Below are 14,298 nucleotides of genomic sequence, written 5' to 3'. Positions count from 1 at the left end.
CTATACTTCCTTTAAATAACTATCTACGACTTTCTCAATATCAAATTTCTCTAATAATCTGCTTTTGTTTTTTCGTATACGTTCTTTTATGTTATCAGATTTTAAAGCATGTAACAAAGCATTGGCTAATATTTTTTCTTCATATTGTGCATCGTTGGTAGTAGGAATTCCCAATTTTCCTCTAAAAAGGTTTGGTGTGATGATACCTCCTTCAACCTCTGTAAAACTTTTGGTAGGCGCATTTATGTTTTTTAAACTCATCAGCTCAATGATTCCATCGGTGCAACAGGAAGACACCACTGGAGTTTCCAAACAAATAGCTTCAACAATTACGTTTGGGGTTCCTTCGTAGTGGGACGCCAATATTAACACGTCTGCTTTGCTCAGGTATTGGTACGGATTGCTCTTTCTGCCCAGAAAGAAAATATTTTGTTCCAATCCGTAATCTTTTATTAATTTTTCTAGATATTCCTGAATGCGCATATCGCCATCGCCAATAAAAATTAATTTAGTTTCAGGATTTTCTTTTACAACAAAGTTGAAAGCATTTATAATGTGCCAAGGAGATTTCTGGGCAGAAAGTCGGCCTACGAATAAAATAGTAGGGGAGTTAAACAGGGCTAACTCATCAACTGAGGTAATTGGAAGTTCTGCCTTGGTTTCAATTTCAATAAAATTATGAGGATTGTAAATAACTTCCAGTTTGTCTTCAAATTTAAAATTGCAGTTTTCAATTAAGTCTTTTTTAATAGCATTGCTGATGCAAACCACTTTGTCCAAATTTTTATAACTGGAGGTATAGGCGAGTTTGGTAAGTTTACTCAATGTAGATGGGTTGCTAAGTTCAACGCTTTTCAGAGCATGAATACTAGCAATTTTACAATCTTTTGTAAATGTTAGCGAACTAAAAATATTGGGAAGAGCACCAAAAGAAATGGAATGGGTTATTTTATGTTTTTTAATTAAACTACGAAGCTTAAATATACTATTAATATAAAAAGAAGCGCGTTGAGATTTCGTCATTTCATGAAAATCCTTTTTAGAAAGAAATAGTTCGTCCCCACCAAAATGAATAATATCGTTGTCCAATTTCATTAACTTCAATGCCTTTACGTAATGACCTTTAGCTTTTAGAAAAGTGTAAAAAGAGAATGCCAAGCGTTCCATTCCACCAACACTTCCATAAGGCACTATAAGTAAAATACGTTTCATTGGTTGTTGTTTGCTTTTTCTAAATTGGAGAAATTGACTCGTTGTAAATTGGCTTCTTTAGTAAGCGAATTAAATAATTCATGCCATTGCCTAACAATATTTTCAGGAAGGTATTTTCGTACATTTTCCTTGGCTTTTGTTCCCATTTTTTTTCTTTGTTCGCTGTTTTCAATTAAAAAGGTCATTTTTTCAGCCAAATCATCAACATTTCCGTTTTTGGCTATAAGTCCGTCGTCATTATGTGAAATAATATCAGAGGGACCAAACGGACAATCAAATGAAACACAGGGTAGTCCGCAGGCCATAGCTTCTATCAGTACCATTCCGAAGCCCTCGAATCGAGAAGACATTACGTAGAGTGAAGCTCCTAAGTATTTTTCTTGAATTTCTTGAGTTGGAGGATAAATAGAAAACGAATTTTCCAATGAATACTCTTTAATGAGTGTTTTTAATTTGGTCTCTTCATTTCCCTTGCCAAAAATGGAAACCTTCCATTCGGGGAACATCGGAGCTATTTTCGCCCAAGCTTCAATCAGTAAGTCGTAACCTTTTTGCGGTGCCAATTTTCCTACGGAAATAATTTTTTTTGAAGTTACTTCGGAAGCAGTTTCGGGATAAAAAGGAAGCGGATTAGGAATTACAACCATATTTTTCGTGGGCCATTCTTTTTTGTTCCCGTCGGTTAAAACAACAAACGAATCGTAAAATCGTGCTCCAAAATTCATCATTCTAAATTTGGCATTCAATTGAAGCTTTTTAAGAAATGATTTGCTTTGAGACTTATTTTCAATGTTTTTGGAGACATGTCTTTCATAAATCATCGGGCACGGTTTTTTTAGGAAAATGGGCACAAAAAATCCTTTTAATCCGTCATCACAAACCGAAATAAAGGATGGTTTAATGGCTTTAACATATTCGCGTAACCCGCTGATATAGCTTTTTGCATACTGCAAAGAATTTCCTTTCGCTTCTATATTGTGGTATTTTATTTCAGGATGAAAATCGTAAAAAGTTGTTTTTGTTTTCTGATTTAATGTAATTATATGAATCTCGTAACCGTAGGTGTTTATCAAATAAGCGGTTTTAACGGACAGGACACGTTCGAGTCCGCCAGGGCCACAAATTTGGTTGGTTATGTACACTAAACGCATCATACTGCAGTTTCAAATAGATTTGCATTCACTAATTCTTTTAAACGGTTGGAGAGTTCGTGATGTTTTTCAAGATTTTTAATGGTAAGGTTTTTACCGATTTTTCCGTCAAGCGGAAAGTTAGCGGTGAATTCTCCCGTTTTGCTGTTAACATCAATACGATTGAAGAGATTAATGATACCATCAAAACGGCAGGAATCTACAAACTTGTCAAAACCGTTCACAAAAATTACGGGAGTTCCAAGTGCTAAGCAGGGTAGGGCACAGTGAATTCTAGACGTAATCACCAGTTTTGCGGTTGCATATTTCTGTAATAAATCTTCCGCCATCGCAAATTTTTCAGCATCCGTGTAAGTATTTGCCGGCGGCTCCTGATTTATATAAATAGCGCTTTCCAATAGCTCATTATCAACAAATTTTTCAAGGTGTTTTTGCTTTTTATTTAATTGAAAAGCTTTTCCGTTAAGGACGTTTTTTACAGTCGCTTTTGTATTGTAAAAGACTTTTTCGGGTCTTGGGTAGCTGTAAAGCGGGTCAACGATGTAAACGGCATCTGTCCGTTTGGAGTCATCTACTTTGTAAGAATCTAGCGTGAGTGTTAAACAGCCTGTAAAATAAGCCTCGATTCCTTTATCATTTAAAATATCTGCCGTAAACTGATCCCTACAACCAATCGGTTCGTGCTTTTTCAGGTATGCAATCCCTTTCTCACTTAGCATGTAGGGAGCCGCTGTATTATTCATATGAAATGAAACAAAAACGGGATTAATGTTTTCAGAAGGTACCCAATCATGAACATTGTGCGTAAACCATCCGTTCATTATCAATTTGGCTTTTTCTCCTTGGTATTCCCCCAATTTTTCCCTGTTGAGGTAAAAATCTACTTTCGGTAAAAATTGTTTGGCCGCCAAACTTTGGATGTTGTCGCCCACATTGAAAAATTTATTGTTTTCAGCATATGTTAAAAGTGCGTATTTCATTTTCTAAATTTTTACAAACAATTTAAATGCATTGTTTAAGGTTGATTGATAATTCTACTTTCAATGTAATTTTGTGTTCCATTTTATAATCCTTGTTGTCTTAAATTCAGGTATAATCTATACTGGGGGGCAAACTTATTTCTCAGTAGAAATTTTAGTTTTTCTAATTTTGATAGTTCTCTTTTTTCTTGAATAGCCGATGATAGGGAAGTATTCTGTATCTGTTTGAGGTATTGTTTTTCCTTTTCAACATCTTCAAAAACATAAAACGGTTTACTCAAATCTATTTGGCTTATGAGTTGTTGCCAATGATGGTAAATCCCTTTGGTGGTAAAGTCTTTTGAGATAATCTTTAAAATGGATTCGTAAATCGTTGAATCTGCCTTAAAACCGTAATCATTTGGGTTCCCATTAAATAAAATAATGGCAAACATGGTCCGCAAACATTTCTCACATTTACTGCAATTGTCTCCGTTGTTCAATTCAGAATAGCACACCCGCAGAATCGCTTTTTTATGATTTTGCTGAAGTTGGGAAATAATCAATTCAATTTTATCCAAACGCTCCAATTCATAGGCGTCATGCACCACTTGTAGTCCGCTCCATGAAATTAAATTGTCTGTAAAAGGCGAAGAACCCCATGGAATTTGAATTTTTTTGGTGTGCGTAGAAGCTATATAAAGTGTTTCGTAGCCGAAAATATAGGCTAGGGGAGCAGTTACACCCGTTAACGAAAGTCCGTGCTGTATGCGTCCCCACCATGCTAAATCTTTTAAAAGCATGGAAACCTGATAGGTGTAGAAATCCCTAACATTGGTGGTGATGTAGTGTTTGGTATTATCTTTTAAAATAGTTTCGTTGTTGGTTAAACGCTTGGCGTTATTCCACTGCTCATGGTCCTTAATGGGAATATCCGCCCCATGAATGGTTATAAGCGACGGATTATCTTTCTCATGTCTAAAATATGAGGCGTAGGCATCAACGCCACCGCTAAAAAGTAGCGCTTTTCTCTGTCCTGTTTTTTGGTTGACTACAATCTTATTTGCGTAAATAGAAGGGTTATTATTTATATCAGGATATGTTTTAGCAAATTCCTTTTTTATCAATTCCAGACTGTGGTAAAAATCGGAATCTATTTCATCGACTTCTATTTCAAAACCTGCAAACCAAGCAATGGGAGCAATATTTGCTAAAAGCGGAATAATGGCTATGCTTTCAGGAACTTGGCGGACGTCTATTTCATAAGTAGCGTAAAATATATTTTTAGAATGAAAATATTTCCCTACGGAAGCGGAATAGGAATATCCGTACCGAATGGTTTTTCCGTCGTTATCATAATTCAATCCAGTTATTTTAAATATGTTCTTCATTTTAAAAAAGGAATTGCTTTTTGAAATAATTTTTTTTCAGAAGGAACCATTCCTATTTGATACGCCAATAGCACATAAATTGCTGAATAGAGGGCCGCTTTACCAATAAAATTGAGCCACCCTTTTCCGGGTAAATAGTTAATAGCATATCCTAGGATTAACATCAGGAGGAAAAAAGGTAATATTTTGTAAAACAGTTCTTTAAAAAACCGAAAAATGTTGAGTTCAATAATGGTGTAATAATAGTAGTTCATAATAATTTGTCCTACAATCCACCCTAAAATAGAACCTAGAATCATACCTGTTGCGCCATGCGTGTGCGCTAAAAGATATCCTACACCTGTTCCCATTAAAGTAAATAATAGGTAAACGAGTGCTTTAAAAGCCATTTTATGGCGTGCTTCCAAAATAGAATTTGCAAACGCCTGCACGAGTGGTAAGGTATACGCAAGCATAATGAGCAGCGCTATGTTATAAGACTCTTGATACGACGGCCCCACCCATAAAAACACAAATTGTTTTCCGTATAAAATAAAAGCGCCCAAAATAAATAAGAGAACCATTAAAGAAAGTCTTCCAATTTTCACCATCATAGAAGTAAGTTCTTCTGAAGAGGCCTTGGCAACAGTCATTTGTGTGGCTCGTGGGAGAAAAACACTGGAAATAGCTGTTGAAAAAGCTCCGTAGTACGTCCCCAGCATAACGCCAACAGCAAAAATAGCCACCGTAGTGGTGTTGGTAACCATTCCCAATACTAACTGTCCAGAACGCCATTGAAATTGACCGACGATAGCAAATACGAAAATCCAAATGGAATAGCCTAAAATTTCTTTTATGATAGGAAGTTCGAATTGGTGAATCCTGAAACGTACTTTTAATTTTTTGAACACATAGAATGCTTGTATACCGATAACCAATAAGTTCATTGCCGTATCAACAATTACCATAGCGATGGCATCTCCACCGAAAAGTAGGACTGCAACAATGGTAATAGACCGAATAACATACCTTATGATATTAACCGCTTTTGGGAAAACAAATGCTTCGTAACCTGAACAGATTCCTGTAAATGCTCCACCGGGGAGGGTGATGGCGAGATTGAATATTAAAATTAGGAACATTATTTTGGCTTTGTCCAATTGTTCCAACGAAAGCGATTCAGAAAAAATACTTTCTAAGTTCAAGTAGCAAATCCCACCAATTACAACAATCAAAAATGAAATAAATGCGTAAATAAGCATGGTGGTGCCTAAAAAGTTTTCTTCTTTTAATCGGTTCTTTTCGGCTCTGTATTTTGCTACAAAGCGTACAATGGTATTGTTTAACCCGAAATCCAGCACCGAAATGTAACCCACAAAAGCACCAATGAGCGTGTAAAGTCCGTATTCCGCATCACCCAAATGTCTTATAATAAACGGTGTTAACAACAGTCCCACCGCATTGGTAAGGAAAATGGTAACATAGTTTAATATGGCTCCTTTTTTTAACTGATTCACAGGTATTGGTTTTATAATCTTTTATAACACAATGATGGTTCTAAAGTTCCCTTAACATCATAGATTACACCATTTTTCTTCAAAAGGGAATTAAGGTTTATTGATGCAAATTCGCGATGTGATACGGCCAAAACAACGGCATCGAATTTTCGGTCTGGTAAGGTTTTAAAGGTAGTAAAACCATATTCTTTGGCTACCTCTTCCGGTTTTGCCCATGGGTCGTAGGTGGTAACATTTATTTGGTAGGAGGCTAGATTGTTTATAACATCCACTACTTTTGTATTTCTTACGTCTGGGCAGTTTTCTTTAAAAGTTATTCCCAATACCAATACGTCGCCGCCTTTTACTTTGGCATCATTCTTAAGCATAAGTTTTATCACTTCGCTGGCAACGTAATTTCCCATACTGTCATTGATGCGCCTTCCTGCCAAAATAATTTCAGGGTGATAACCGACTTCCTGTGCTTTTTGTGCCAAATAATACGGATCTACACCTATGCAGTGGCCGCCTACAAGTCCGGGTTTAAAAGGAAGGAAATTCCATTTGGTACCTGCCGCTTTCAGAACCGCTTGTGTGTCGATATTCAGCAGATTAAATATCATGGCCAATTCATTTACAAAAGCAATATTGATGTCTCTTTGCGAATTTTCAATCACCTTCGCAGCTTCTGCAACCTTTATGCTCGGCGCCAAATGCGTTCCCGCTTTTATCACCGATTTGTACAATTGGTCTATTTCCTCTGCAATTTCAGGAGTAGACCCAGCGGTGACTTTCAGTATTTTTTCAACGGTATGTTCTTTATCGCCGGGATTAATACGTTCTGGGGAATAGCCCAAGAAAAAATCCTCGTTGCATTTAAATCCGCTTATCTTTTCCAGTACGGGAGCGCACTCTTCTTCAGTAGCTCCGGGGTAAACGGTTGATTCATAAATTACCACATCGCCTTTTTTCAAAACCTTTCCTACGGTTTTACTTGCTTCACACAGCGGTTTTAAGTTAGGCCGGTGATTTTTATCAACAGGCGTGGGGACCGTAATAATGTAATAATTACAATCAGCGATATATTTTACGTCATGGGAACAGAATAGCCCATTCTCTTGGGATGGTGTTTTTTTAATGCGTTGTTTTAATTCAGTAGGGCACACCTCTAAGGTACTGTCCATACCTTCGGAGAGTTCAGTTACTCTATTTTTATTTATATCAAACCCAACCACTGAATATTTGGTGGCGAAAATAGAAGCGAGGGGGAGTCCTACATATCCTAGTCCGATAACTGCAATTTTTTTGTCTATCATTTTTGTTTTTTTAGACAGTTATACTTTTGATTCTGCTATTAATCAATGGACCTATTTCTGATGGATGCTTTTACATATATTTCAAGTTATACCAATACCACTCAACAGCTTCTTTTAAACCCTTGGTAACATTGTATTCTGGTTCGTAATTCAATAATTCTTTTGCTTTATCAATAGCGGCTAAAGAGTGAGGAATATCACCTGTTCGGCATGCCCCATGGCTTACTGAAATCTCTTCAATTTTTGAATCAAACTGAATGAGATTCTTTTTTAAAAGACTAGCCAGCTCCAAAAGATTGGTGCGTTCTCCACAGGCTGCATTGTAAATTTGGTTAAGTGCGGCTTGGTTTTTTACCGTAAGCGCTAATATGTTTATTTGAACAATATTGTCGATATAGGTGAAATCCCTCGAGTATGATCCATCACCGTTGATGGTAGGGGAGCTATGCTTCATAAATTCCATTACAAACTTCGGAATGACCGCTGCATACGCTCCATTGGGATCTTGTTTTCTTCCGAAGACATTAAAATAGCGCAACCCGATGGTATCCATACCATATACTTTATGAAAAACATCTGCATAAAGTTCGTTTACATATTTAGTAACAGCATAGGGAGAAAGCGGTTTACCAATGTTATCTTCCCGCTTTGGGAGTTCTTTTGAATCTCCATAGGTTGAAGAACTGGCGGCATATACAAAACGTTTCACTTTTTGATCCCTAGCCGCACAAAGCATATTAAGAAAACCATCAATATTAACCGAATTAGTGGTTATCGGGTCGTTAATGGATCTCGGAACAGAACCCAAGGCCGCTTGATGCAAAACATAATCTTGATTTTCACAGGCTTTTTGACAAGTTTCTAAGTCACGTATGTCACCTTCTATTAATTTAAACTTTGGGGATTTGAGTAGGATTTCAATGTTTTCTTTATGGCCTGTTGAAAAATTGTCTAGACAGGTTACATAATTACCCAGTCTCAGCAAAGCCTCGCATAGGTTCGACCCTATGAATCCGGCGCCCCCTGTAACCGTAATGTTTTTATTATTAAGCATTTGGTGTGGTTATGATTGTGAAACAAAGATTGTAAAAAAGCTTCTACACTATTTTATTTTTTGTGTGAACGGTACATAATTCACGTTGAAATAACAGCATAAGGGAAAATTCCCCATTTTTAGTTTGAAGAGTTTTTGGTTTGACATTTCCAGTTCTATTCACATTGCCAACAACTTTGCAACTGAACGACTAAACAATGTCAAAAATAGAAGCTGGAGGTTAGATGTTAGAGGTTTGAAGAGTTTCTGGTTTAAAGTTTCTAGTTCTACCCGAACAACGAATCACGAAAGTTGCCCTAAGCCTTAAGCTCTACGCTTGGAAAGTTTGCGGACCCCGCTTAATGCATATGGCGTATAGCTTATTGCTAGTTTTTCATCGACCAACGAATATCGAACAACGAAGAACATTGCTACGATAAATATTTGCTTTTCTGTGACTTAACCGCTCAAAAACCTTTCATTTTGGATCATAATCCAACTTTTTAGATGAAATTACATTCCGATTAGTCTTTAAAACAGAGTTTTTAGGCTGAATCGACTAATTTTTAGGTCTTTAAGCCAAAGTTTTAGGTCCTGACCCTAAAATTTTAGGTCTCGAGGCTAAAACTTTAGGTGGTAAGCCTAAAAATTTAGGTAAAACATCTAAAAGTTTAGGTATGACACCTAAAAGTTTTAAAAAATAACCTAAAACTTTAGCTATGCTATCTAAACGTTTGAGTGTAACACCTAAAAACTTCATCATTTAACCTAAAAAGATGGTCATTTATGCTAAAAACTTCATTAAATAACTCAAATAGATGGGAGTCGGAAGACCGGGGTTCTATGACGAATGCTGGAAGTATAAAGAGTTTTTCAAGTCATTTCGAAGCTGACCGAAGGGAAGACAGAGAAATCACATTATACTTTTGAATAACTGGATGTGATATCTCCCGATGGTCGATATGACCCTAGAAGATTGAAAAGTTTCTAGTTCTACCCGAACAACTAACAACGAATAACGAGAAAACTTTGCACCCTAACAACTCCACGACCTAACAATTCAAATTCAACATTCCCGAAACCTTCCAGCTCCATAATTAAAGAAGGATTATCGGTAATTGTTCATCTTTTATTTATCTTTGCGGCATGGCATTATCAAATAACGATATTTTTAAAAAGCTACGCGTAGCTCACAAATTAAGGGATGATCAAATCGTTGAAATCCTTCAATTGGTTGATTTCAGAATTAGTAAAAGTGAATTAGGGGCGTTCTTCAGAAATGAAGATCATCCTAAATATATGGAATGTGGAGATCAAATACTGCGTAACTTCTTAAACGGACTAATAATTCATCTTCGTGGTCCTATGCCAGAGAAGAAAAAGTAGTTTCTGGAGTCGGAAGCCTGAAGACGGAAGACAGAAGCTGGAAGTCCGAAAATAAAATAGCGTCATAATAGTACCCAATGGTGAGTGTTCAGTAAGTAGGCAATAAAAGGCTGCCAACTAAAATTTCTGTGACTTTGCTCTTCTGAACCTTTGCCACTAAGAAACCTAACAATTATAAGGTCTAACCAACCAAAAGCCAACTTTTTACTTTACACTTTTAAATTTGTACTTTTTTACCCAACACCCACACTTTTCACTTCCAAATAACTATTTATTCTTTAATTCGTTTATAACGTCAAAGTGACTGAAGATTAAATGCTTTGGTAGTTTATTGTCTTTTGGAAGTACCGCTAAAAACCGATCGAAATTAGAGGTGTATACGTTTTTAAGCAATGGCTTTTGGTACCCAAGCGTTTCTATCATTTCTTTTATAAATTCATCGTGGTGAATAAGGTCTGAACTGCCTAAATGATAAACCCCCTTTCGATTCCTATTGATAATATAATGGATTTGCTGTGAAAGTTTATCGGCATTAGTGACATTCATTACCAAGTCCGGAAACACTTCGTAAGCGTCGTTTTTATCCAAGAAATATTTTAATTCTTTCAGTCGGGGGGAAGCACTTCCAAAAACCATTGGAACCCGGGCAATAACATAATTTTTTTCAGGCAATGTCATCACCGCGGTTTCTATTTTTATCTGGAATTTACCATACGTACTTATAGAAAGTGTTTTGTCGTACTCGTATGAAGGATAATTGCTAAACGCATCAAAAACATTGGCAGAAGACAGAAAAATAAGCTTACTGTTGCTGGCCCTACAGTAATCTACCAAATCCAAATGCGTGTCTATTTGTGCTTCAAAATTTCCTCTAAGAGCTGAAATAATTACATTTGGACGAACTTTGGTAAGCACATCAAACAAATCATCATTCTCCATATCAAAATGAAAAAAGTGCTTGTTATTGGAGTATATTTTTCCTGTATGGTAAGTGCCATACGTGTCGAAATACGTGCAAAGTTCTTTGTAGAGCGTCCCGCCGATAAATCCGCTTGCCCCCAGTATCAAAATCCTCTTCAATAACTCTCTTTTTTAAGAGAACTCGTAGGCTCTCTATTTATTTTGGTAAAATGGAAGTTTAACAACTTTAGCTGCTACCTTTTTCTTTCTAATCTGAAGATAAATAGTTGTTCCTACGGTTGCATTTTCAGTTGAAACATAACCTAATCCAATACCTTTTCCTAAAGAAGGGGACATGGTTCCACTGGTCACATTTCCAATTACTTCGTCTTCCGTATTCAAAATTTCATATCCATGTCTTGGAATTCCTTTTTCAGTAATTTCAAAACCAACAAGCTTTTTAGAAACGCCTTCTTCTTTTTGCTTTTTTAAAGCTTCGGAATTCACAAAATCCTTCGTGAATTTTGTAATCCATCCAAGTCCGGCTTCAATAGGAGAGGTAGAGTCGTCAATATCATTTCCGTAAAGGCAATAACCCATTTCCAAACGTAATGTGTCACGTGCAGCTAAACCAATCGGTTTGATACCGAAATCCTTCCCAGCTTCAAGAACTTTGTCCCAAACCTGCGCTACTTCACTGTTTTTACAATAGATTTCAAAACCACCACTTCCTGTATATCCAGTTGCTGAAATAATAACGTGCTCGATACCTGCAAACTCGGCAACTTCGAAGTGATAAAATTTTATAGCTGAAAGGTCAACAGGGGTAAGCGATTGCATAGCTTCCACCGCTTTTGGGCCTTGTATAGCCAATAAGGAATAGTCGTCTGAGATATTGCGCATCTCTGCGCCAATAGCTTCGTTGTATTTGGAAATCCAATTCCAATCTTTCTCAATATTGGAAGCATTCACCACCAACAAATACTGTTCTTCTTTTATTTTATAGATAATCAAATCATCTACAATTCCGCCATCTTCATTCGGTAAACAAGAATATTGTGCTTTTCCAATGGAAAGTTTTTCGGCATCGTTGCTGCTCACTTTTTGAATAAGTGTCAATGCATTTGGCCCGCTAACCAAAAACTCGCCCATGTGGCTAACGTCAAACACACCTAGGTGCTTTCTTACAGTCTCATGTTCGATATTTACCCCTTCATATTGTACAGGCATGTTATATCCTGCAAAGGGAACCATTTTAGCGCCTAATTTTATATGTGTATCTGTTAAAGCCGTATTCTTCATGCCGATTGTTTTAAAATTGCGCTGCAAAATTATTTAAAATAAAGTGAGGAATAAAACAAATGGGGAAGAATAAGTTGATAAATAAATGTTATAGTGCTGCAATGAACGTTTGGAAAGGATATTAAAAGAAAAAGCACCGCGATTGCGGTGCTTTTAAAAATATATTTTAGAAAATTAAATCCTTAGTTAATCTTAGGATCTTTCATTCCTTCTTCAATCATGCTGTAGAATTGATCCAACTTAGGTAAGATAACAATTCTAGTTCTACGGTTTTTAGCTTTTCCATCAGCAGTATCGTTAGATGCTACAGGAACATACTGACCTCTACCGGCAGCAGTCATTCTAGCTGGCGCTACTCCAAACTCATCTTGTAAGATTCTAACTACAGAAGTTGCTCTAAGAACACTTAAGTCCCAGTTATCTTTAATGGCTGCAGTACGGATTGGCACTGTATCGGTGTGACCTTCAACCATAAATTCGAAATCTGGCTTGTTTTTAACAACAGTAGCTACTTTACCTAATACTTCTTTAGCTCTTGAAGAAACAGTTGTACTTCCGCTAGAGAATAATAGTTTATCAGAAATATTAACGTAAACAACACCTTTTTCTACACTGATGTTGATATCTTCATCGTCTAAGTTACCCAAAACTCCTTTCAAACTTTGAACTAAAGCTAAGTTAACAGAGTCTCTACGTGTAACTGCATTCTGCAATTTTCTAATAGTAAGATCTTTCTCACGTAAGCTTTCCAAAGATTTTTCAAGGTTATCGGCACCTTTAGACGTTAGGGTTGTTAAGTTCCCCATGTTGTTAATAAGCTCTTGGTTGTTTGCCTTAAGCACGTCTATTTGCTCTTTATAGTTTTCTTTTTCAGCAAGACAGGAGTTTAACTTCACTGTTGCGGAATTCAACAAATCTTGGGTTTCCTTATGCTTTTGCTCTAGTTCAGCATATTTCTTAGAAGAAACACAAGAAGTTAGAAAAACAGCGCTCATGGCACCTAATAAAAAAATTCTTTTCATGATTATGATTTTACTTAATTAACGTTTTAACATTTTAAAACAAAATTATATAAAAAGCAACTGTATGTACATCGTTTTTAGTTAATTTTCTCTTAAATCACTTGTTATTCGGTGAAGAGCGCTGATTTACAATTTCATAAAAATACCTTTTCTGCGCCAAGAAATAACTCAATACAATAGACGTACATTCAAAATACTTTATATCCTTATTAATAACCCCACGTTTTTTGAATATTCTAACGAAATAATAGTAATAACTAAGATGGGCTCTTAATATTGCTAGTAAATGTAAAAATTTAAATTGAAATAAAAACCGCGCGGCAGCAATTCCATCTAAAAATAATCGGGCTACGATAAGTGGGATTACTTTTCGCTTCGGAAGGTTTTTGGTGATGGAGAAAAGGGAGTTTCTGAAGTTTAGAAACGTCTTTTTCGGATTCATATTTCCTAAAGTAGCACCGCCAACATGATACACTTTTGAAGTGCCTACATATAATATTTTCAAGTTTCTGTTGTGAGCGCGCCAGCAAAGGTCAATTTCTTCTTGATGTGCAAAATAGTCTTCATCAAAACCTTGAAGCATTCTAAACACCTCTTTTTTTACAAACATACAGGCACCCGTGGCCCAAAAGATATCAATGATGTCGTTATACTGACCTTTATCCTCTTCTAAAGTTTGAAAAATTCGTCCGCGACAAAAAGGATATCCCAACCTGTCGATAAACCCGCCCGCGGCACCGGCGTATTCAAAATGATTTTTGTTTTTGTAGTCCAATATTTTTGGCTGAAGAATAGCTACATTGGAATATTTCTTAAACGTTTCTTCAATGGGTAGCAACCAGTTTTCGGTAACTTCCACATCCGAATTTAAAAGACAAAAAATATCTTCTTCAACATATTGTAAAGCTTCGTTGTAACCTTTTGCGAAGCCTCCATTTTCTTTATTCTGAATGATTTTTACTTGCGGAAAGTTATCCTTTAAAAAGATTACGGAATCATCCGTAGAGGCATTATCGGCTACATAAATGGTTGCTTGCGGAGATTGGTTGATTACTGAAGGTAAAAATTTTTCCAAAAGGGCTTTACCGTTCCAATTCAGTATAACAACAGCTATCTTCATTCGTGTTTATAAAATTCGTCTTTTTTTAACC

Annotated in this window: 13 protein-coding genes; 1 reads left to right on the top strand and 12 read right to left on the bottom strand. The window is 36.3% G+C overall.

Translation table 11 applies throughout. The features are described from left to right. The 8 genes from NDQ75_RS10550 to NDQ75_RS10515 all read right to left on the bottom strand — a co-directional run bounded on the left by NDQ75_RS10550 (position 1) and on the right by NDQ75_RS10515 (position 9,300). Positions 1–1,212: a glycosyltransferase gene (locus NDQ75_RS10550; protein ID WP_202027440.1), complete on the bottom strand. Its 1,212-nt coding sequence runs from the start codon at positions 1,210–1,212 to the stop codon at positions 1–3. Then, on the bottom strand, positions 1,209–2,366 hold the full coding sequence (locus NDQ75_RS10545) for a glycosyltransferase family 4 protein (protein WP_202027439.1): 1,158 nt from the start codon (positions 2,364–2,366) through the stop codon (positions 1,209–1,211). Before NDQ75_RS10545 ends, NDQ75_RS10550 begins: the two co-directional genes overlap by 4 nt. Beyond that, complete coding sequence (locus NDQ75_RS10540; protein WP_202027438.1) at positions 2,363–3,343, bottom strand: polysaccharide pyruvyl transferase family protein; 981 nt, start codon at positions 3,341–3,343, stop codon at positions 2,363–2,365. The genes NDQ75_RS10545 and NDQ75_RS10540 overlap by 4 nt, the downstream gene beginning before the upstream one ends. 83 nt (positions 3,344–3,426) lie before the next feature. Next, on the bottom strand, positions 3,427–4,713 hold the full coding sequence (locus NDQ75_RS10535; protein ID WP_202027437.1) for a hypothetical protein: 1,287 nt from the start codon (positions 4,711–4,713) through the stop codon (positions 3,427–3,429). Beyond that, positions 4,710–6,209 carry an oligosaccharide flippase family protein gene (locus NDQ75_RS10530; RefSeq protein ID WP_202027436.1) on the bottom strand — a complete coding sequence of 500 codons (1,500 nt, stop codon included), beginning with the start codon at positions 6,207–6,209 and terminating at the stop codon, positions 4,710–4,712. Before NDQ75_RS10530 ends, NDQ75_RS10535 begins: the two co-directional genes overlap by 4 nt. Before the next feature lie 11 nt (positions 6,210–6,220). Beyond that, positions 6,221–7,504 carry a nucleotide sugar dehydrogenase gene (locus NDQ75_RS10525; RefSeq protein ID WP_202027435.1) on the bottom strand — a complete coding sequence of 428 codons (1,284 nt, stop codon included), beginning with the start codon at positions 7,502–7,504 and terminating at the stop codon, positions 6,221–6,223. 70 nt (positions 7,505–7,574) lie between these two features. Next, positions 7,575–8,558, bottom strand: coding sequence for an SDR family oxidoreductase (locus NDQ75_RS10520; protein ID WP_202027434.1), 984 nt, complete (start codon positions 8,556–8,558; stop codon positions 7,575–7,577). 553 nt (positions 8,559–9,111) lie between these two features. After that, on the bottom strand, positions 9,112–9,300 hold the full coding sequence (locus tag NDQ75_RS10515; protein ID WP_202027433.1) for a hypothetical protein: 189 nt from the start codon (positions 9,298–9,300) through the stop codon (positions 9,112–9,114). 383 nt (positions 9,301–9,683) lie between these two features. Here NDQ75_RS10515 and NDQ75_RS10510 point away from each other — a divergent pair, with 383 nt between their 5' ends. Then, complete coding sequence (locus NDQ75_RS10510) at positions 9,684–9,923, top strand: DUF1456 family protein (RefSeq protein ID WP_202027432.1); 240 nt, start codon at positions 9,684–9,686, stop codon at positions 9,921–9,923. Between the two features lie 267 nt (positions 9,924–10,190). Here the strand turns inward: NDQ75_RS10510 and NDQ75_RS10505 are convergent, their stop codons facing one another. From NDQ75_RS10505 to NDQ75_RS10490, 4 genes are all read right to left on the bottom strand, one after another. Next, positions 10,191–11,003 carry a sugar nucleotide-binding protein gene (locus tag NDQ75_RS10505; RefSeq protein ID WP_202027431.1) on the bottom strand — a complete coding sequence of 271 codons (813 nt, stop codon included), beginning with the start codon at positions 11,001–11,003 and terminating at the stop codon, positions 10,191–10,193. Positions 11,004–11,036: 33 nt separating this feature from the next. Next, positions 11,037–12,125 (bottom strand): glycine cleavage system aminomethyltransferase GcvT, encoded by a 1,089-nt coding sequence (gcvT, locus tag NDQ75_RS10500; RefSeq protein ID WP_202027430.1) that lies wholly within the window; start codon positions 12,123–12,125, stop codon positions 11,037–11,039. A 182-nt stretch (positions 12,126–12,307) separates the two neighbouring features. Further along, entirely contained in the window at positions 12,308–13,147 is an 840-nt protein-coding gene (locus tag NDQ75_RS10495; RefSeq protein WP_202027429.1) for an OmpA/MotB family protein, read from the bottom strand. A 97-nt stretch (positions 13,148–13,244) separates the two neighbouring features. Next, a complete protein-coding gene (locus tag NDQ75_RS10490) occupies positions 13,245–14,267 on the bottom strand; it encodes a glycosyltransferase family 2 protein (RefSeq protein ID WP_202027428.1) in 1,023 nt (340 codons plus the stop codon). Positions 14,268–14,298 lie beyond the last annotated feature (31 nt).

The sequence above is a fragment of the Galbibacter mesophilus genome (genome assembly GCF_023721415.1).
Taxonomy (GTDB): Bacteria; Bacteroidota; Bacteroidia; order Flavobacteriales; family Flavobacteriaceae; genus Galbibacter; species Galbibacter mesophilus.
This window is presented reverse-complemented; position numbering and strand designations above follow the sequence as displayed.

Coding starts and splice junctions, on each gene's coding strand:
- NDQ75_RS10550 (WP_202027440.1), bottom strand. CDS start 1,212: ATGAAACGTATTTTACTTATAGTGCCTTATGGAAGTGTTGGTGGAATG.
- NDQ75_RS10545 (WP_202027439.1), bottom strand. CDS start 2,366: ATGATGCGTTTAGTGTACATAACCAACCAAATTTGTGGCCCTGGCGGA.
- NDQ75_RS10540 (WP_202027438.1), bottom strand. CDS start 3,343: ATGAAATACGCACTTTTAACATATGCTGAAAACAATAAATTTTTCAAT.
- NDQ75_RS10535 (WP_202027437.1), bottom strand. CDS start 4,713: ATGAAGAACATATTTAAAATAACTGGATTGAATTATGATAACGACGGA.
- NDQ75_RS10525 (WP_202027435.1), bottom strand. CDS start 7,504: ATGATAGACAAAAAAATTGCAGTTATCGGACTAGGATATGTAGGACTC.
- NDQ75_RS10520 (WP_202027434.1), bottom strand. CDS start 8,558: ATGCTTAATAATAAAAACATTACGGTTACAGGGGGCGCCGGATTCATA.
- NDQ75_RS10515 (WP_202027433.1), bottom strand. CDS start 9,300: ATGATGAAGTTTTTAGGTGTTACACTCAAACGTTTAGATAGCATAGCT.
- NDQ75_RS10510 (WP_202027432.1), top strand. CDS start 9,684: ATGGCATTATCAAATAACGATATTTTTAAAAAGCTACGCGTAGCTCAC.
- gcvT (WP_202027430.1), bottom strand. CDS start 12,125: ATGAAGAATACGGCTTTAACAGATACACATATAAAATTAGGCGCTAAA.
- NDQ75_RS10495 (WP_202027429.1), bottom strand. CDS start 13,147: ATGAAAAGAATTTTTTTATTAGGTGCCATGAGCGCTGTTTTTCTAACT.
- NDQ75_RS10490 (WP_202027428.1), bottom strand. CDS start 14,267: ATGAAGATAGCTGTTGTTATACTGAATTGGAACGGTAAAGCCCTTTTG.